Below are 18,217 nucleotides of genomic sequence, written 5' to 3'. Positions count from 1 at the left end.
CATAGACTCGCCGGCCTTCCAGCGATCCCAGATCTCAGCCCGCTGGGCCGCCGAGTAGTAGATCCTCTTTCGCTGCTTCATCGACCACGCTCCATCTCCCAAGGAAAGTTAGCGTGTTGCGGTCACCGGTTGAGCCCACCGGGGCTAGCGGACGTTCGCCCCTCGGTAGGAGGAGCCGCCGACAGTGGTGTAGTGGCGCTTGCCCGGACGGACACGTAACCGTTAAAAACCGCAGTATGCCAGACTCGAGCGGGGGCGGCGGACAAAGTCGTGAGTTATGCGGGTGCTGTCAAACCAAACTCCATGCGCCCAATAAACTTGGCCTTCAGGCCCAACGTATGACCTGCGGAAGTCTCCTGGTAGTTCCGCAGTCTGTATTTCCGACTGAATACTATGGCGGCAGCCGCCACTTAGTGAGGTGCTGGGGGCGAAGCTGGCCTTCAATCAGTTGGGCTGACAACACCTGACCGACGGTTGGTCGGCTGACTGCAGCGCCCGAACGCCGTGGAGAGAAACCTCGGGGGCGTTTTCGTGCGTGGGGCTCACTGGCGCGGGGCGAGCAGGCTTTGGAGGCAGGCGATGACGTGGTCGGGGGTCATCGGCTTGCTGAGCCAGGCCAGGGGTCTGGCGTCGGCGGCGCGCTCCCGGATGTGCGCGTCGTCGTGAGCGGACAGGAAGACGGTCGGAATATTGAAGCGCCGTCGGGCCTCGATCGCCGCATCGACGCCGTCGCGGTTGCCCAGCAGGCGGATGTCCATCAGGATCAGATCCGGCTTCAGCGTCTCGCAGGCGTCTAGGGCCTCGTCGGCCGAGACGGCGATGGCGCAAACGCGATAGCCGGCATCGACGAAGGCGGCCTCCAGCTCCAGTGAAACTAGCCAGTTGTCCTCGACAATCAGCACCACCGGGCCGGCGGAGGCTGCGGTCGCACCCGAGGCTATCGCTGCGGCTGATGGGGGCGGCGGCGGCGGCTTCGGCCCGGTGGTTGCCAACCATGGCTGATTGATCATCAGCTCTCGCCCGCTTTGTGGGGCACGCCGATGGTAATGTGGGTGCCGTCGGCGCTATCGATCTCCAGCTTGCCGCCGATCTGCCGGCACAGCCCCCGGACGAGCCCGAGCCCCGAAGAGCGCGAGTGAGGGGGGCCTGGCTGGAAACCGGGGCCATTGTCCGAGACTGCCAGCACGATTTCTGATCCCGCAGCGTGGAGGGATGCGCGAATTCGGCCCGAGTCGCCACGCCGGCCATGCTTGATGCTATTGGCGATCAGCTCATTGATGATCAGGGCCAGGGGATATGACTGGTCATGACTGATCAAGCCGGTGTCGGTATCGCACTCAAGCGCCGTGCCCGCCGGTAACATGGGCCGAAGGGCGGTGACGAGCCCGCCCAAGAGGCCTTCGGCGCTTAGCGTGCCGACGTCGCCGTCGTAGTACGTGGCGCGCTGGACCTCGAAGATCGCCTGCAGCTTCGCCTCCAGCTTGAGGATGATGTCGCGTTGCGCTGGGTCGACTAATTCGCGTCGCGTGGCCGAGAAGATGGCCAGCACCATCTGCAGTTGGTTCTTGACCCGGTGCTGGAGCTCTCGAAACAGCAGCAGATTGACCCGCGCCACCTCCTCCGCCCGGGCGTGTGCGGATTGGCGGGCCCGGACCTCCTCATTCAGCTCGGCGATCTTGGCCGTCAGCACGGCGAAGCGGTTGTCCTCGGAACTGACCAGCTCGATGGCGAACAGCAGTTCGGGCTCGCGCTCGGCAACAACGGCGCGCGCCGCCATCCGCTCGATGAAATCTCCCTTCCGGACTTCGACCCGCCCGGGCAGGGCGTGCGATGTTCCGGCGACCTGGGCCAGCCAGTCGGCGAGCTCCTCATTCCGGATGAGGCCTTCGCCCTCCGGACAATCGACGGCAAGCCCTCGACCAGCTGCGTTGGCGGCTCGGACCACGCCGAGCGCGTCGACGATGAACGCTGGGCCGCGCAGCAGGCCGAGCAGTGAAGCCCTCAAGAGTCCTTCACCGCTGTCTGGCGGAAATACTCCTGGCCCCGGTTGTCGTCGGAAGGCTTGAGATGGACGGTGACGAGGCAGCCGCTGTCGCCGCGGGCGATGGCGCGCTGGATGTCGACGCCGGCGTAGCCGTTGTTGTTGGCGGCGATGCGGCCGAACACGTTCGAGGTCATCATGCATAGCGAGGGCCGCCCGACCACGTACTCGCCGAACGGGCAACTGCGGCTGGCGAACACGATGCGGTCCTCGCGCTCCTCATGGACGTAGAAGTCGCCTTGGATGCGCTGTTTCAGATCCACCAGCACCTCGGCGATCTGCTGGCGGTCGAGTTGTTCAACGCCGAGGGCCTGGCGGTAGGTCGTATCCAGCTGTGACCCGATGGCACCGCCGACGACGCTGATGTAGCCCGAGGCGTCCTCGAGCCCGACGACGTCCTGCAGCGAACCGGACAGTTCGCGCACCAGGGCGCGCAAGAAGTTATCCCGGTCGAGCGAAATCTCGGCCTGCCGCGCTTCACTCATGATATGACTTCCCCGTGCTCCACGGCGGAAACGTTAGGCCATCCGCATCAAACGCGCCAGCCGCCCCCGGGCTTTCGGGAGGACGGCTCTGTCAGCTAAACGCCCGTCGCGTCGACCGCCAAAAGCATGGTCAGCCTCTGTCTGGAAAGCGCCCTAAAGCCTATCAGGCCGCCGACCTGGCTGAACGCATCGCGGTGTTAGAGGGGTGATCGTGACCCTCAGATTACGCCTTGCCACGCTAGAGGCCGCCAGCTCCCGGCCGAGCGCGCCCTGGATGGATACCGCGGTCGAGATCCTAGCTGCGTGGACTGGGATGCCCGCCGTTGGCGACGCAGGCCTTGCCGGCCTCATACCAGTGGGTGCCGGCCGGGCAGGCTGTGCGGGCGTCGCTGCGTGGACTGGGATGCCCGCCGTTGGCGACGCAGGCCTTGCCGGCCTCATACCAGTGGGTGCCCGTGGGACATTGCGGCGCGGCCGAGGCGGATGCGGCAAAAGCGGCGAAACTCAGGGCCAGAATGCCGACTGCAAGCATCTTCATAGGCGGTTTCTCCGTTTTCTTAGCTTGGCCATTAACCGACATCCCCAGATGAAAGCCAGTTTCGAGAATTAGCGTAGGAGGCGAGCAGATTTCCCACAACAAGGGACGCTCGGTTGCGACATTTTTCCGCAGGTTTCAAAGGCTTAGCCATGACCCTGTTATCTGCGGTTCATCTTCACCTCCCGTTGGGTCGAGGCAATTCTAACCGAGATCGGAGGCACCATGGCCAGCGATGGGCAATGTCCGCTCAGGGTCCAGGCTGTGTAAAAACAGCGAAGCAGCTTAGAATCGAGCATCGACGCAGCAGCCTTGGGGCCGTCGATGAAGCGCTTTGTCGAAGGGGAAGACAGGCGGCAGACCTTGTTGTTGCCGGAGTCGCTGGACGACTACGTGACCGAGGACAATCCGGTCCGGGTGGTCGAAGTCTTTATTGATGAGCTTGATCTCGGAGCGCTTGGCTTTGAAGGCGTTCGGCCTGCGGTTACGGGTCGGCCCGCCTATCACCCCTCGACCCTGCTGAAGATCTATCTCTACGGATATCTCAACCGCGTGCAGTCGAGCCGCCGGCTGGAACGCGAAGCCCAGCGCAACATCGAGCTGATGTGGCTGACCGGGCGCCTGGCGCCGGACTTCAAGACCATCGCCAGTTTTCGCCGCGACAACGGGCCGGCGATCCGCGCGGTATGTGCGCAGTTCGTGGTCCTGTGCCGGCATCTGGACCTGTTCACGCGGGCGGTCGTCGCGATCGACGGCAGCAAGTTCAAGGCGGTGAACAATCGCGACAAGAACTTCACCGTGACCAAGGTCGCCAAGCGTATTGAGCAGGTCGACGCCAGCATCGTGCGCTACCTGGCGGCGCTAGACCGGGCCGACCGTGAAGACAGCGACGTCGCCGAAGCCAAGACCGTCCGCATCCAGGACAAGATCGCTGGCCTGCGCCGACAGATGCAGGCGCTGAAGGCGATGCAGCAGAAGGTCCAGGCCGAGCCGGACAAGCAAGTCTCACTGACCGATCCCGATGCGCGCTCCATGGCGACCAGCGGTCGGGGTACGGGCATGGTCGGCTACAACGTGCAGACCGCGGTCGACGCCGAGCATCATCTGATCGTGGCGCATGAGGTGACGAACGTGGGTCACGATCGAACCCAACTGGAGCCCATCGCCCTGAAAGCGCAGGCGGCGACAGGGTGTGAGGAACTCACCGCCCTGGCGGATCGCGGCTACTTCAACGGTGAGCAGGTGCTGGCGTGCGAGGCCTTTTTGCGGGCGACGAGGAGCACCGCGACGACGGTCGGGACCTCCAATTCCCCGTCCGCAGTCTGGAGGATGGTCGGCGACTCGGTGACGCTCAGGATGTCCCGGCGCACCTGCCGCGGCGCAAACATGCGCCTAGGTTTCCGAGGCCGGCCTTTTGGATTTCCTGAAACCCTCTCCTTGAATTGGCTGGCCTTAGGAGGTTTGCCGTAACCCACTTCGTAGCTCTTCGGCTTCTTTGGTTTGTCGGTCATGCCGCCCACCCCGTGCTGGCGTTGGTCCACGTGTCGTTCCGGCTTTCGGCGATCGCTTCGAACGTCCGCCCGTCGCCCTCAAGCGCCGCGCTCTTGCCGCTCAGCTTTTGCCAACGCCTGATGATGACGTCGCAATAGATCGGATCGAGCTCGATGAGCCGGGCAGAGCGGCCGGTCTTCTGGGCTGCGATCAGGGTCGTGCCTGACCCGCCGAACACATCCAACACGACCTGACCGCGGTTGGTGACGTCGCGGATTGCGTCGGCGACCAGCGCCACCGGCTTCACCGTCGGATGCAGCTTCAGCTCTTCGAGACGCTCCGCCTTGAAGGCGTTGGCGCCGGCGTAGGTCCAAACGTTGGTGCGATAGCGCCCCTTGTCGCCCAGGCCGAAGTTGTTGGTGTGAGGCACGGCGCCACACTTCCAGACCAGCACCAACTCATGCTGCGACCGATAGAAGGTGCCCATGCCGGCATTGGTCTTGTTCCAGACGCACAGGTTCTTCAGCTCGGAAAACACCGCATGGCCTGCGGTGAGGAGCTCCTGCAGATGACGCCAGTCCATGCAGACGAAGGCGATGGCGCCGTCCCGACAGACCAAGGCCGCGGCGCCGAGAGTCTCTTGCAGAAAGGCCGTGAACTGAGAGGCGGTCATCTCTCCGACCCCCTCTGCAAATTCCCGATGCCGCACCTGGCCTAGGCCCGAGACATGGCCGTCGATCGGCACATTGTAGGGTGGGTCGGTGAACAGCATATCGGCCTGGCCGCCATCCATCAGGAGCGCGATGGCGGCGCTGTCCTTGGCGTCGCCGCAGAGCAGCCGATGCCTGCCGAGCACCCACAGGTCTCCCGGACGGGTTACGGCCGGGCCTGCGACTGCGGGGGAGGGGGGCGGATCTTCACTCGGATCGTCGCCGTTGGGCGCGGCGTCATCGGCCTCGGTCAGGATGATGTCGATTTCGGGAAGTGAGAAGCCTGTGAGGCTGACGTCGAACTGCAGCTCAGCCAGCTCACGCAGGTCGATAGCCAGCAGGTCCTTATCCCAGCCGGCGTTCAACGCCAGCTTGTTGTCAGCTAGAACGTAGGCCCGTTTCTCAGCCTCTGAGAGGTGGCTGAGCCGCAGGCACGGGAAGTCGGCATGGCCAAGCGTCTTGGCGGCGGCGACCCGTCCGTGGCCGGCGATGATCCGGTTGTGGTCATCGATAAGCGCGGGGTTTGTCACCCCGAACCTCTCCATAGACGCCGCGATCTGTTTGACCTGCGCTTCGGAGTGGGTCCGCGCGTTGCGCTTGGCCGGCGCCAGGTCAGCGATAGGCACGCGCTCTACCGAGCGCTCGAACAAGTCAGGCATAACATTCCCCTTTCGTGGGATGTTGGACGGCTGAACACGCCGCTATGTTTTGCCCGGTTCGAAGTTCGAGATCAGATGTGAGTGGATGCGCGATTCGCGTCAAGCATCCTTAGGGATATGTGCGAAAAAAAATCGCAGAACATGCGAAGATCGACTGTGTAAGCCAGGAGACTTACTCAAGTCATCATGAATGTCAGCGTGAAATCCAAGTAAGTCAGTCTCAATGTCAGTCGATCGGACAACGTCCGACGACGGACAAGCCGGCAGCTCAGGTCTGCGCGTATGGGGCGTTATGCGAAGTCGGCCAGGTCAGTGCGCCACGGCATAGTCGGCAACGCGCCATGAGGGGCGCTGGGATCGAACCGACGAGCGGATAGTCGAGTGCCCCTGCTATGACCGCACGATCACCGGAGACGGCAGCACGAGTCGATGGTGCAGCCTTCACCCGAGGCATCCCTCCGTCATGACCAACTCGACCTGCTGAGCAGCCTGGATTCAGCTTCCTCGGTCGGATCACCGGCCTGAAACCTTCGCTACGGCTTGCGGTACATCCAATCACACCAGCACTGTAGCCTAATGACTCTCACCGTAACCCGGCTTCCCTTTGGCACGACCCTCGCCCGTCAAATGGCGCGGCAGAACCTGACGCGCTTCAATCACGTCTTTTGGGTTGGCGAGCGTGGCTACGACCATCTCGCGTCAGGCTTCGTAGACATCAAGTTCCCGTCCCCGGCGCCGCATCTCCACGGCATCTACACCTCGGATGCTGACTGGCGATCAGCCGTCGCGGAGCACCAGATCTGGACCCGGCAGTACATCCTTGTCTCGGCGGCTTCCCTTCTCGAGGTTTACATCACCTCCGCCGCCCGGAGCGCGCTTGCGGCCCACCCTGAACTGATCGAACCAACCATGATCGGGAAGGATGGCTATCTCTTCCTCATGGGCAAGCGAGCCCCGCCCGCGGGATGGAACCGGAAGGTCAAGGAAAGGGTCGCGACCTTCACCAAGGGACTATGGTCGAAGCGGCTCGCCGAACTCGCCAGTGTCTTTGGACCACTGCCCGTTCAAGCCGTCACGTTGGAGCCCGCGCTGCAGAAGCTCCAAAACACCCGCAACGAGATCGCACACGAGTTTGGACTAGATGGCCCGACGCGCCAGGCGCAGTGGGAACCGATTAACCACATCGCTTTAACACGCCAGGACTGTGAAGCGGCTATCAGGACGGTCTCCGCCTTTATCGCGGCCGTCGACAAACCGGTCTTCGGCCCGCTGATTGGCGGTCACGAGATCCTCTTCCAGTATCATCTCTGGGCACAGGCGAACCCGAAGGCCAGCAGCTGGCACGTGGCCGGCAGAGCAGCGGGCTTATTTCGAGATCATATTGGCGCGATGACGAGCCATGCCCTGGGAGCTGACTATGCATGGGCGATCGCAAACTATTACCACCAGCTTTGAGAGCCGCCCCCCAAAATCCAACCGTCCATCGCCCTTCGCTACTGACGCGCCAGCGTGGGGCGTCTGGATGCGTTGGGATGCCGACGCGGCCCTTTTTGAAAGTCGCATTCGAGCCATCAGCGGACCTTCAGAGCCGGCCAACAAGCACACACAGCCAGCCCTAAGAGACCGAAGGTTCACACTTCTCCGATGGTGATCGTCGGCAAAAACCCAGCCATGCGGTTGTTGTCATAAATCGTCATGGACAGGTCCGACTTGGGCATCCACACGCGGCCAAGCTCGACTGCCAGCGACGCTGGCATGGCGGGAAAGACATGTATGACGGTTCCTTCTCCGTGCGTGGCCTTGATGCGATCAAACAGAGACCGCATCAGCTGGCGGAAGGCGGCTTGGTCCTCGGGCCGGCGCAGGATGTCATTGTGCGGATTGGCAGCCGTCACTGACCAGATCGCCGCCTCTTCCCCAAGGACTTGGGTGATGCGCTCGTCGGTGACCGTCGCGCTGATCCCCAGCTTCAGAGCGACAGGCCGGCCGGTGCCCGCCGTGGCGTCCGACACGGTGAAAGCAATCGGCGGCTGTTCATGTTGCCAGGCCCAGGTCGCCGGTTCGCGATGGCGCTGCCGCACCGTAGCCGGAACGATGTCGCAGAGCAGGCGACCAAGCTCGATCAGCAAAGGCTGCGGCGCGAGCGCGAAAACGCTGAGGTGGCGGACCTCTTGCCGCTCTACCCGCCCGCGGACCTTGGCCTCGAACTGTCGGCACAGATTGTCACGCTGGAACACCCAGTAGGCCGGTTCGTCGTCCTTGTAGGCGCAGCCCACGAGCTCGAGATCGATGGTTTGGCCGCTGGCGGGATGGTGGTGCGGCGGCATGGCCGAAAAGATGGCCTTGGTCGAGACTAGGGCCTCGTTCTCTCCGATGTTGGCGCCGAAGCGGATGACGTGAGACGCGCGATCCTCGTCGATTGCTGTCACGACCTGGATGCGGCTCTCATGCTCGGCCTTCATCGCCAGCAGAACTGCTTCCGGGTGGCCGGCCACGTCCACCACGTCGATGAGCTTGTGGTGGCGGGCGCACATCAGCATCAGGTTGTCGAGCGAACGGGCCAGAAGCGGCGAGCGCTCGGCGTCGCCGCGCGGCCCGTCGACACTGTCGCCGACAATGTGGGCGATGAAGCCAAAGGTCGCGTCTTCGCGCCCAGAAATCAGGTCGCCGACCTGGTCCTCATTGCAGCCCCTGTATTGGCAGCGACCGCCGGAGCGCGCCCACAGCGCCGACTGGACCTTCTGAGGTATCGTCGTCTTGGCCATCAGGCGCGCTCCACGTGCCGGCCGGTACCGGTCCATTCGCCGGTCGCCCGCCAGCCTTCGTAGGCGACTAGCCAGTCGGTGATCCACGGCACGGTCGTCTCGGCCAGCAGGTCGGACGGCGACCATTCATCCGAGTCCGGATCGAGCATGCACAGCGTCACCTCGCCGTCCGTCCCGTAGTAGACGTGGGGCAGCATCCCTTCGGCGTCGCCGCGGCGCGGCCGCAAAGCCGGGGCGAGGATCTCGACCTGGGGCTGCACCACGCGGACGCTGAAGCGCTCGACCATAAGGGGCGCCCGGTAGAAGATGCCGACGCGGTAGGTCTGCAGGAGGGGCCGAACTGTCCCCTGCCACAACGCCGCCGAGCCTTCGCGGCGGACAAGCTTGAACGCCGGCCACAGCCGCGACATGGCCTCGATTTGCTGGTCGATCGACAAGCTCACGAGAAGCGGCGCTCGCCCATGTTGGTGTGGGCCCGGGCGGCGACCGGCGCCAGACTGGCCAGCGCGCCGATGATGGCCGGCTTCGCCGGGGTGAAGAGCCCGCCCTTCGGGGTATAGCCGTGCTGGCCGGCCTTCACCTGGCGGCCGAGGCGGTCGTTGAACGCCTTGACCGACCGGGTCACGACCCGCTCACCGAATTGGACCCGCAGCCAGGCCTGCAAGTCTTCGAGCTGCACGTTGCCGCGCTGGGCCGACTCCAGTCCGTTCGCCAGGGCGTGGAGATGCCGGGCATAGCCTTGTTGTTGGGTTTGGTTCTCAGGCCAGCGATCGGTGAACAATTCAGCGGAATACTCGGGGTTCGGCACCGACAGCAGTCGGCCCTGGCGCGCGGCCTCATCGATCGCTCGCGCTGTCCAGCGCGCTTGGCGAATGACCATGTCAGCCAGGCCCATGCCCGGCTGGGCGGCGTGGCCCGCGTGGCAGGACAACACAATCGACGGCGGCACGCGGCCAGTCTCGTCGGCATACGCGATGTTGCGTTGACGCTTGAGCAGCTGCAGGGCCACCGTCGTCACGCTCTTGATAATCAGCGGCGTCTGATCGGGGACGTCGTGGACGTCCGCTTCGGCGAACACCATGCCGGCCTGGGCATAGAGCCGCTCATTCAGCGCCTTGGCGAAGCGCTCTTCGGTCGGCGTGCGGGCGCAGTACCAGTCGCCGAACGCGAAGGCATTCATTGGCATATAGCGGCCGGGCGCGGCCCCGGAACCCCTCTTCGCGTGAGCGATCACACCTTCCTTCTCTTTGTAGGCCGTCCGCCGCGCCGGCGTCACGTCGAGGTGCATCCCGTCGGCATAGTAGAGGGTGACGCAGCGGGTCTGCCGCACGATCTTGCCGACCGGATAGCCCGCGAGCGCCGTCTCGAGGTCATCCAGCAGGGCATCAGGCCCCTCGTCGCGGCCCGTGATTTCGGCGACAATGTCGATGTCGTATTCGTCGTCCGTCCCGCGGGTGGAGATGGTCGCGTCGATCCGCATCGAGCCTTGCGGATAGAAGCAGGCCACCCGATCGTGCAGCGGACTGCCCGGCCGTTCGATGTAGGTCCGAACAGCCTCATAGCGTTCCAACGCCTTGGCGTGGAGACCGGGCGGGAGCTGGAGGTTAATGGCGATCTCAGCCAGGACAGCGTCAAGCGGATCGGCGAAGGGGTCTTCGGGCAGCGGCCAGGCCATGGCATCCTCGGTTTACAAAAGGGGGCGAAACAGCGTTATTCGCCTAGGACGTGGGGAGCCCTTGAACCAATTCAAGGGGTATCGGTTTACAAAAATGCACCTAAATGCAAGTTTTGTAAACCGACGTGAGGAGCAGGCGATGATTGGACGGAGACTCAAGGTGGCGCGCGCGTCCGCTGGCCTGTCGCTGCGCGAACTCGCAGCCCGGATGGAGGGCGTGGTGACGCCCCAGGCCATCGGCAAATATGAGCGCAATGAGGACATGCCCGGCTCGCGCGCCCTGATGGCTCTCGCCTCGGCGCTGGGCGTCGGCGAGAGTTACCTGCTCAGCGACGACGATTTAGTGCTGGAGGGCGTGGACTTCCGTAAGAAGACGTCGGCCAAGGAAGAAGCCACGGTCGAAGCGCTGACGATCCAGATGCTAGAGCGCTACCTAGCCATCGAGGACCTTCTGCAGTTGAAGAGCGTCGATTGGGAGCAGCCGCGCAGCGCCCCTTACCCTGTCAGTGACATTCGCGACGCCGAAGACGCCGCCCGGTCCGTGCGCGAGGAGTGGGGTTTGGGCCACGACCCGATCCCCAAGCTCGCGGAACTGCTCGAAGAGCGGGGCATCAAGGTTCTTTCGCTGGATCTGGACGACATCGACGGGCTGGCCGCGCGCGTCCGCCGCCATGGGCGCGACGCCGCCCGGGTCGTGGTCGTTCGACGCCACATCTGGGCTGAACGCAAACGCTTCACGCTGGCCCATGAGCTCGGCCACATGGTCATGGCTCCGGCTGCCGGTGTTGATGAGGAAAAGGCGGCGCATCGCTTCGCTGGCGCCTTCCTCATGCCGGCCGACGTCGTCCGGGCCGAAGTCGGCGCCCATCGCTCATCGATCAGCATCGGCGAACTGGTGGCGCTCAAGGAGCGCTTTGGTGTCAGCGTTCAGGCCATCGCCTTCCGGTGCAAGGACTTGGGCATCATCGACGCCAAGGCCTTTTCCGAGCTCTACAGAGAGTTCAAAAGGCGCGGCTGGCGCGATCCGCCGTTCAAGGAGCCAGCGGTCATGCAAGCCGATGAAGAGGAGCCTAGGCGCTTCGAGCGACTGTGTCTTCGAGCGCTGGCCGAGAATGTGATCGGCGAAAGCCGCGCGGCCGAGATGCTCGGCATCTCGATGCGTGACCTCGACGCGCGTCTGGAACAGGTGGCGTGATCCATGACGGTCCTCGTCTCGGACACTTCGGTCATTATAGACCTGGAACGAGGCGAGTTGCTGGAGACCGTGTTTCGCTTGACGGTCGACTTCGCCGTGCCTGACCTGCTGTTCCATCGCGAACTGGCAGGACCGCTCGGTGATCAGCTCTTGGCGCTTGGCCTGCGGGTCGAGGAACTGCTGCCGACCGAGGTGCAGGGCGCGACGACCCTGCGGCGAGCGGACGCTACCAGCGCGAGCCGACCTTGCCGGTTGGAGGTTCTTCGAAACCGATCTCGGCATGGCGCGCCGAAATCTTCAACGCACTCAAACTGAGCCGGGCATCGAGCGCCTGTAGACGCCGGCGCAGCCAGGCGTCCATCCCGGTTGGCCCATGGACGGCTGCGTCCGCGTCGCCCTTGAGGTGGTCCAGAACCGTTCGCAACTTGGCGCGCTCCGCGAGGGCATCGTCAACGGCCTGTGTGAACGCCATCCTCCGAGTCTCGCGATGCTTAAACGCCTCAAGGCGCTGTCGGCGGGCTTCAGCTTCCGCAGCAGCTTTCGCCCGAACTTCGGCCTCGCGACGCCGCTCGACCTTGAGCGCCGCATGGGCCGCCAAGCCCATCAGGATGGCGTCCAGAGACTCCTCAAAGGAGTGACCCTTTCGCTGGGAGTAGGTTCGCCTCAGCCCCGAATAGTCATTCTCTTCGATGATCAGAGCCAAGCGCCCCGAGGGGCTCAAATCCCAGGTGCGCCAGGTCTGGCTGTCGCCGCCCCAGCGGTCGCGGTCTTTCTTGAGCGCAACCTCCTTAGGGGTCGGCAGGTGAGGGATCTTCGTCGGCTGTTCTTCGAGGCGGAACGCGACCGGCTCGCCCGCGATCATCAGGTGCACTCGGTTCGGCGTGGCTTGCAGGCTCCAGCCGCGCGCCTCCGCCTCGGCTACTAGGGCGGTGAGGAACGTTATAGCCGACGGGTGCGATGCCAACCCCGCCTTTATCGGGACGATGCCCGCGCCGGAAACGGAGACGAATCCATCGTCGTCGGGACGGGCGCGCGACAAGGCCCGGCGGGTCGCGGCCAGGTCCTTGTGGGCCAGCGACGCGGTTTTGGCCTCGACGGTCTCCGGGGGCGTGGCGCCGGGTGGAGGGGGCGCCGCCGCCAGCGGGAGCTTCGATGGAGTCTTGCGCCCCTCCGCCACCCAGGCGCGCGAGGCTTGGACAGCCGCGGCGACGGCGGGGGACAAGGCTCGGGCTCCAAGGATCCCGACCTCTTCCAAACGCGGATCTTTAACGGGGCGGAGCGCCGGACGGGGGAATGACTTTCCGGCACGCACTTGGGCCCAGTAGCCGCGACCGGGCGTAGGGATATCGTGGCGATCGCAGATCTTCTTCAGGCCGGTCGAGGTGATGCCCAGTTCATCGGCGATCTCTGTCAGAGGCCTTTTCCAGGCCGCTTCGAATAGGGCCTTGCGAGACATCACTGTCATGACAAAGGTCCCTGTTTTGCCGCCGACGGATCCCTGTTCTGCAACGAAAGGTTCCCTGTTCTTGGAACGCCAATTTACCGGCCCCGCCGTACAATCCGATGACGAAAGGGCCATTCTCCGGGGCGCGCGCGGCGCGGCAGCGTCAGGGGCGCGCTATTCGGCGGAAGATAAAATATCAAAACAGGGAAAAGCAGAGAATAGGTGGCGGCGCACTGCGCCCACCGCCACGCGTCTTCGCCACAAATTCGTTGGGCGGGCGTCTTTGAACGTCGCCGCGCGCGAGACGCTGCGTCCGTTCTTCGCCTGAGTGCGTTTATCACCGTGGAAGCCGCTTGACCTTCCTGCCGGGGGAAGCCCCATTCCCGTTGAAGTTCAGGACGTAGGACCTCTTCATGCCCCGCCGCTTGCCAGACTTCGACCGCCGCTCGCTCTTGCGTGGCGCCGCCCTGCTGGGCGGTGGCGCGGCCATTGGCGCGCTTCTTCCCAGTTGGGCGCTCAGCGCCTCTCCGGGGCTGGTCTCCACCCTGCCGACCCTGTCGGGTGAGGACATCAAACTCACAATCGGCCACACGCCGGTCACCATCGACGGGAAGTCGCAGCATGCGGTGACCATCAACGGCACCGTCCCTGGTCCGCTGCTGCGGCTACGGGAAGGCCAGCGCGCGCGGATTTCTGTGACCAACACCTTGGACGAGGAGAGCTCCATCCACTGGCATGGCCTCCTCGTCCCGTTTCAGATGGATGGCGTGCCCGGCGTGAGCTTCCCCGGCATCCCGCCTGGGGAGACGTTCGTCTACGAGTTCCCGGTCATCCAGTCGGGGACCTATTGGTATCACAGCCACTCCTCGCTCCAGGAAGCCGAGGGCCACTACGCGCCGATCGTGATCGAGCCGGCCAGGCCCGATCCGGTCGTCGCCGAACGCGAGCATGTCATCGTGCTCGCCGATCACAGCGAGATGCACCCGCACCTGATCTTCAAGCGTCTGAAGCAGCAGGCCGGGGTCTTCAACTACCAGCGCCAGACGATCGCCGGCCTGCTGTCGGGCAAGGACCAGACGCTCGCCGAGCGGATCGAGTGGGCGAAGATGCTCATGGACCCGACGGACATCTCCGACGTCACAGGCTCGGCGCAGACCTTCCTGGTCAATGGCCATGGTCCCAAGGACAACTGGACCGGGCTCTTCAGTCCCGGTGAGCGGGTGCGGCTGCGCTTCGTCAACGCCGCGGCCCAGATGATCTTCAATGTCCGCATTCCGGGCCTGAAGCTCACGGTCGTGGCGGCGGACGGCCAGAATGTGCGTCCGATCGAGGTGGACGAATTCCAGATCGGCAATGCTGAAACCTACGACGTCATCGTGCGGCCAACCGAAGACCGCGCCTACACCCTGGTCGCCGAATCCATCGACCGATCCGGCATGGCGCGCGCCACCCTGGCGCCGCGCGCCGGCATGAGCGCCGCGGTCCCGCCCCTGCGCGAGCGGCCCATCCTGACGATGAGAGATATGGGCATGGACATGTCGGCGCATGGCGGCCACGGGGCCATGGCTGGAATGGACCACTCCAAGATGCCCGGGATGGATCACCAGGCGATGGCGGCCACGCCGCCGCCTGGCATGGCCCCGCCGCGCCAGCGCGGCTCCGATGTCATGGGCGATATGGGCGGCATGAAGATGGACATGCTCGACTGGTCGAAGGCGCCCCAGATCAAGAAAGGTCCTGGCGTGCAGATGATCTCGCCGATGCCGATGGACCGCACCGGCGAGCCCGGCCTTGGCCTCGAAAGCGTTGGCCACCGGGTCTTGGTCTACAAAGACCTGATCGCCCTGGAACCGAACCCCGACACCAGGCCGCCCGAGCGCGCCCTGGAGATCCGGCTGACCGGTAACATGGAGCGCTTCTGGTGGGGATTCGATGGCTGGAAGTTCAGTGACGACCCGCCACCCTACGCGTTCCGGTCAGGTGAGCGTGTGCGCATCACCCTGGTCAACGACTCGATGATGACGCACCCGATTCACCTGCATGGGCACTTCTTCGAGCTGGTGCATGGTCCCGTCGGACACATGCCCCGAAAGCACACTGTCAACGTGGCGCCCGGCGGAAAGGTGACCTTCGACATGACCGCCGAGGCGGGCGACTGGGCCTTCCACTGCCACATGCTCTACCACATGCACGCCGGCATGTTCCAAGTGTTCAAGGTGCGACCGGCGCAAGGAGTCGCGGCATGATCCGGTCGTCTCTCCTCGCACTCGTGCTCGCCGGCTCTGGGAGCGTGGCGGCTGCGCAACCTGCCGATCCCCATGCCGGTCACGTCATGCCCGCAAAACCGGCCGCGCCGGCTAAGCCTCAAGCGCCGCCGCCGACGCCGCCCCCCGCTGCGGACCCGCATGCTGGACACGTGACGCCGAAGCAGCCTGCAGCCCCGGCCGACCCGCACGCGGGCCATCACATGCCATCGTCCCAGGCTCCTGCTGATCCGCATGCTGGACATGTGATGCCGACGCAGCCGGCAGCTCCGGCCGACCCGCATGCGGGCCATCATATGCCATCGTCGCCGGCTCCGGCCGATCCGCACGCCGGGCACGTCATGCCCGAAGCGCCGGCCGACCCGCACGCCGGGCATGTGATGGACCCCGCACGCGAGGCTCAGACCGGCGCGGACCTTCCCGTCGGCATGGCGCCGCCGCCGCCCGCGATCACCGACGCGCTGGCTGACCCCGTCTTCGGAGCCGGACCGATGCAGCGCGCCCGCGCCGTCCTCGCCGGCGAGCACGGCGGTTCGCGCGTCTCCAAGATTCAGGCCGACTTGCTTGAATGGGCGCCTGACGGGAACGGCTATCGCTGGGAAGTCGAAGGCTGGTACGGCGGCGACCTTAACCGGGTCGCGTTCAAGACCGAGGGTGAGGGTCAGTCCGGCGAAGGCGTCGAGGCCGCGGAAGTGCAAGTGCTCTATTCCCGCGCCGTCGCCCGCTACACGGACCTGCAGGTCGGGCTTCGCTACGACCTGGAGCCCCGCTCCCGCGCCTATGCTGTCGTCGCCGTTGACGCGCTGTTCCCCTACTGGTTCGAGGCCGAGGGCTCGCTCTTCCTGTCCGAGAAGGGTGATCTGCTCGGCCGCGTCGAGGGCAGCTACGATTTCCGGCTCACCGAGCGCCTCGTGTTCCAGCCTCGCGCGGAACTCGAATTCGCGGCGCAGGACATTCCGCGGCGCGAGATTGGCTCGGGTCTGTCCAAGGGCGAGTTCGAGCTGCGCCTGCGTTACGAGGTGCGCCGCGAGTTCGCGCCCTACGTCGGCGTGTCCTACGAGCGCGCCTTTGGCCGGTCCGCTGACTTCGTCCGCGATGCCGGGCATGACGTCGAGACGACCCGCTTCGTGGTCGGGGTGCGGACGTGGTTCTGACCACGCCCTGACCTTCCCGCCATGGGAATCTCCCTGTGATCAGGCGAGGCTGCCCCGAAGGCGTTCCGAGGGGCGCCGGGCGTTTGCGACAAGGCGCGGCGCTCGGGGTGCAACCCCTTCGCGCCGCCCTTGCCTGCTCGTGGGCGGCCTAGTTCGGCTCTGCGGGATAGCCGGCCGCGTCCATCGCCTGGATTACCTCGTTGTGGTCCGCCGAGGTGATGATCGACACCATATGCGACGGCAGATCGATGGTGAGCGTGGCGCTGGAATCGACGCTATGCACCGCTCGGGTGACAACGCCCTCACAATGGCCGCAAGTCATGTCCGGGACCTTTAGGTTCAGCATTTCAAACTCCTCATTCGCAGGACGGCAAGACGCCGCGGGATCACTGTCGGGCTTCCATCCGCTGGAGGGTCAAGCGCCGTTTCCACTGAAAATTTTGACGGCCAGCCGGAGATCGTCCGCGCTGCGGAGAAGCGGGTTTTGCTCTGTAAATGCAGGGACTTGGAGCGGAGGCGAGAAATCTCAAACACCCCATTGACCCTCCAGTGACTGGAAGCATTAGACCTCGGGTCGAACGATACTCAGAGGACCAGTTCGATGAACGCTCCCTCCAACCTGACCAGCGTCTCGGTCAGACAACACTTCCCGATCGCCGGTATGACCTGCGCGTCCTGCGTGCGCCGTGTCGAGCTCGCCATCGCCAAGGCGCCGGGCGTGGCCGCCGCGACCGTGAACCTCGCGACCGAAGCCGCCGACGTCACCTTCGACGCCGGTGTCAGACCCGACGCCGCCGGGGTGATCGCCGCGATCAAGGGGGCTGGCTATGAGGTTCCCGTCGAAACCTCGGACGTCGAGATCGAGGGCATGACCTGCGCGTCGTGCGTGCGCCGGGTCGAACTCGCCATCGCTGCAGTCCCCGGCGTCCTCAAGGCCTCGGTCAACCTCGCCACCGAGCGCGCCACGATCGAGACCCTGGCCGGCGACGCGCCCCGGGCGGCCATCGACGCGGCCATCCGCAAGGCGGGCTATGCGCCTCGTCGCAGCGCCGTCGCCGCGGCCACCGACAGCCGGGAGGAAGCCCGCGACCGCGAGATGGCCCACCTCAAGCGCGACCTCGGAATCGCCGGGGTGCTGACCCTGCCGATCTTCGTGCTCGAGATGGGGGCGCACGTGATCCCGGCGCTACATCATTGGCTGACGATGACCCTGGGCCAGCAACCGCTCTACATCGCCTTCTTCGTGCTGGCGACGATCGTGCAGTTCGGTCCGGGCCTGCGCTTCTACAGGAAGGGCGTGCCGGCCCTGGCGCGCCTGGCGCCCGACATGAACTCGCTGGTGGTGCTCGGCTCGACGGCGGCCTGGGCCTATTCGGTGGTCGCCGTCTTCTCGCCGGCGGTGCTGCCGTCCGGGACGGCCAATGTCTATTTCGAAGCCTCGGCGGTGATCATCACCCTGATCCTGCTGGGCCGCGTCCTCGAGGCCAAGGCCAAGGGGCGCACAAGCGAGGCGATCAAGCGGCTGATGGGCCTGCAGGCCAAGTCGGCCCGGGTGGAGCGCAACGGCGAATTCGTCGACGTGGCCCTCGAGGACGTCGCCGCCGGCGATGTCATCCAGGTGCGCCCGGGCGACAAGGTTCCCGTCGACGGCGTGGTGTTGTCCGGCTCGTCGTTCGTCGACGAAGCCATGATCTCCGGCGAACCGATCCCGGTCATGAAGGAGGCGGGGGCTGAGGTGATCGGCGGCACGATCAATAAGACCGGCAGCTTCACCTATCGCGCCACCAAGGTCGGGGCGG

15 protein-coding genes and 1 pseudogene are annotated in these 18,217 nt (G+C 65.0%); 6 read left to right on the top strand and 10 right to left on the bottom strand.

The annotated features are described in order from the left end of the window. Positions 1–542 precede the first annotated feature (542 nt). The 4 genes from Q8N10_RS04620 to Q8N10_RS04605 form a co-directional block, all read right to left on the bottom strand. A complete protein-coding gene (locus Q8N10_RS04620) occupies positions 543–1,010 on the bottom strand; it encodes a response regulator (RefSeq protein WP_304782620.1) in 468 nt (155 codons plus the stop codon). After that, on the bottom strand, positions 1,010–2,005 hold the full coding sequence (locus Q8N10_RS04615) for a sensor histidine kinase (RefSeq protein ID WP_304782624.1): 996 nt from the start codon (positions 2,003–2,005) through the stop codon (positions 1,010–1,012). The genes Q8N10_RS04620 and Q8N10_RS04615 overlap by 1 nt, the downstream gene beginning before the upstream one ends. Then, entirely contained in the window at positions 2,002–2,526 is a 525-nt protein-coding gene (locus tag Q8N10_RS04610) for a methanogen output domain 1-containing protein (RefSeq protein WP_304782627.1), read from the bottom strand. Before Q8N10_RS04610 ends, Q8N10_RS04615 begins: the two co-directional genes overlap by 4 nt. Before the next feature lie 295 nt (positions 2,527–2,821). Then, positions 2,822–3,064, bottom strand: coding sequence for a hypothetical protein (locus Q8N10_RS04605; RefSeq protein WP_304782630.1), 243 nt, complete (start codon positions 3,062–3,064; stop codon positions 2,822–2,824). Positions 3,065–3,385: 321 nt separating this feature from the next. On the opposite strand from Q8N10_RS04605, the pseudogene Q8N10_RS04600 reads away from it, so the two are divergent. Next, positions 3,386–4,318 (top strand): annotated as a pseudogene (locus tag Q8N10_RS04600) (IS1182 family transposase); the annotation flags it as partial. Between the two features lie 250 nt (positions 4,319–4,568). Here Q8N10_RS04600 and Q8N10_RS04595 read toward each other — a convergent pair. Then, positions 4,569–5,921: a site-specific DNA-methyltransferase gene (locus tag Q8N10_RS04595; protein ID WP_304782632.1), complete on the bottom strand. Its 1,353-nt coding sequence runs from the start codon at positions 5,919–5,921 to the stop codon at positions 4,569–4,571. A gap of 576 nt (positions 5,922–6,497) precedes the next feature. On the opposite strand from Q8N10_RS04595, the gene Q8N10_RS04590 reads away from it, so the two are divergent. Then, positions 6,498–7,376, top strand: coding sequence for a hypothetical protein (locus Q8N10_RS04590; protein ID WP_304782637.1), 879 nt, complete (start codon positions 6,498–6,500; stop codon positions 7,374–7,376). Between the two features lie 176 nt (positions 7,377–7,552). Here Q8N10_RS04590 and Q8N10_RS04585 read toward each other — a convergent pair whose 3' ends face one another. The 3 genes from Q8N10_RS04585 to Q8N10_RS04575 are packed head-to-tail and all read right to left on the bottom strand — an operon-like array spanning position 7,553 to position 10,361. Continuing rightward, entirely contained in the window at positions 7,553–8,686 is a 1,134-nt protein-coding gene (locus Q8N10_RS04585) for an SAVED domain-containing protein (protein WP_304782639.1), read from the bottom strand. Continuing rightward, positions 8,686–9,129 (bottom strand): hypothetical protein, encoded by a 444-nt coding sequence (locus Q8N10_RS04580; RefSeq protein ID WP_304782642.1) that lies wholly within the window; start codon positions 9,127–9,129, stop codon positions 8,686–8,688. The genes Q8N10_RS04585 and Q8N10_RS04580 overlap by 1 nt, the downstream gene beginning before the upstream one ends. Beyond that, positions 9,126–10,361 carry a nucleotidyltransferase gene (locus Q8N10_RS04575; protein WP_304782645.1) on the bottom strand — a complete coding sequence of 412 codons (1,236 nt, stop codon included), beginning with the start codon at positions 10,359–10,361 and terminating at the stop codon, positions 9,126–9,128. Before Q8N10_RS04575 ends, Q8N10_RS04580 begins: the two co-directional genes overlap by 4 nt. Before the next feature lie 61 nt (positions 10,362–10,422). On the opposite strand from Q8N10_RS04575, the gene Q8N10_RS04570 reads away from it, so the two are divergent. Further along, positions 10,423–11,556 (top strand): XRE family transcriptional regulator, encoded by a 1,134-nt coding sequence (locus Q8N10_RS04570; protein ID WP_304782647.1) that lies wholly within the window; start codon positions 10,423–10,425, stop codon positions 11,554–11,556. Between the two features lie 226 nt (positions 11,557–11,782). On the opposite strand, the gene Q8N10_RS04565 is transcribed toward Q8N10_RS04570, so the two are convergent. After that, entirely contained in the window at positions 11,783–13,012 is a 1,230-nt protein-coding gene (locus Q8N10_RS04565; protein WP_304782650.1) for a hypothetical protein, read from the bottom strand. A 401-nt stretch (positions 13,013–13,413) separates the two neighbouring features. Here Q8N10_RS04565 and Q8N10_RS04560 point away from each other — a divergent pair, with 401 nt between their 5' ends. Together Q8N10_RS04560 and Q8N10_RS04555 are read left to right on the top strand one after the other, a co-directional pair. Further along, entirely contained in the window at positions 13,414–15,246 is a 1,833-nt protein-coding gene (locus Q8N10_RS04560) for a copper resistance system multicopper oxidase (RefSeq protein WP_304782653.1), read from the top strand. A gap of 266 nt (positions 15,247–15,512) precedes the next feature. Then, positions 15,513–16,418, top strand: coding sequence for a copper resistance protein B (locus Q8N10_RS04555; protein ID WP_370690258.1), 906 nt, complete (start codon positions 15,513–15,515; stop codon positions 16,416–16,418). A gap of 148 nt (positions 16,419–16,566) precedes the next feature. Here the strand turns inward: Q8N10_RS04555 and Q8N10_RS04550 are convergent, their stop codons facing one another. After that, complete coding sequence (locus Q8N10_RS04550; RefSeq protein WP_304782659.1) at positions 16,567–16,764, bottom strand: heavy-metal-associated domain-containing protein; 198 nt, start codon at positions 16,762–16,764, stop codon at positions 16,567–16,569. 255 nt (positions 16,765–17,019) lie between these two features. Here Q8N10_RS04550 and Q8N10_RS04545 point away from each other — a divergent pair. Continuing rightward, on the top strand, positions 17,020–18,217 hold a 1,198-nt coding region (locus Q8N10_RS04545; RefSeq protein WP_305663871.1), incomplete at its 3' end, for a copper ion binding protein.

The organism is Phenylobacterium sp. (genome assembly GCF_030693625.1).
GTDB classification, from domain to species: Bacteria; Pseudomonadota; Alphaproteobacteria; order Caulobacterales; family Caulobacteraceae; genus Phenylobacterium; species Phenylobacterium ferrooxidans.
This window is presented reverse-complemented; position numbering and strand designations above follow the sequence as displayed.

What these genes read in the sequence shown, in the direction of transcription:
- Q8N10_RS04555 (WP_370690258.1), top strand. Translation starts at nt 15,513, where the DNA reads ATGCCGACGCAGCCGGCAGCTCCGGCCGACCCGCATGCGGGCCATCAT.
- Q8N10_RS04550 (WP_304782659.1), bottom strand. Translation starts at nt 16,764, where the DNA reads ATGCTGAACCTAAAGGTCCCGGACATGACTTGCGGCCATTGTGAGGGC.
- Q8N10_RS04585 (WP_304782639.1), bottom strand. Translation starts at nt 8,686, where the DNA reads ATGGCCAAGACGACGATACCTCAGAAGGTCCAGTCGGCGCTGTGGGCG.
- Q8N10_RS04590 (WP_304782637.1), top strand. Translation starts at nt 6,498, where the DNA reads ATGACTCTCACCGTAACCCGGCTTCCCTTTGGCACGACCCTCGCCCGT.
- Q8N10_RS04595 (WP_304782632.1), bottom strand. Translation starts at nt 5,921, where the DNA reads ATGCCTGACTTGTTCGAGCGCTCGGTAGAGCGCGTGCCTATCGCTGAC.
- Q8N10_RS04610 (WP_304782627.1), bottom strand. Translation starts at nt 2,526, where the DNA reads ATGAGTGAAGCGCGGCAGGCCGAGATTTCGCTCGACCGGGATAACTTC.
- Q8N10_RS04565 (WP_304782650.1), bottom strand. Translation starts at nt 13,012, where the DNA reads ATGTCTCGCAAGGCCCTATTCGAAGCGGCCTGGAAAAGGCCTCTGACA.
- Q8N10_RS04575 (WP_304782645.1), bottom strand. Translation starts at nt 10,361, where the DNA reads ATGGCCTGGCCGCTGCCCGAAGACCCCTTCGCCGATCCGCTTGACGCT.
- Q8N10_RS04620 (WP_304782620.1), bottom strand. Translation starts at nt 1,010, where the DNA reads ATGATCAATCAGCCATGGTTGGCAACCACCGGGCCGAAGCCGCCGCCG.
- Q8N10_RS04560 (WP_304782653.1), top strand. Translation starts at nt 13,414, where the DNA reads ATGCCCCGCCGCTTGCCAGACTTCGACCGCCGCTCGCTCTTGCGTGGC.
- Q8N10_RS04605 (WP_304782630.1), bottom strand. Translation starts at nt 3,064, where the DNA reads ATGAAGATGCTTGCAGTCGGCATTCTGGCCCTGAGTTTCGCCGCTTTT.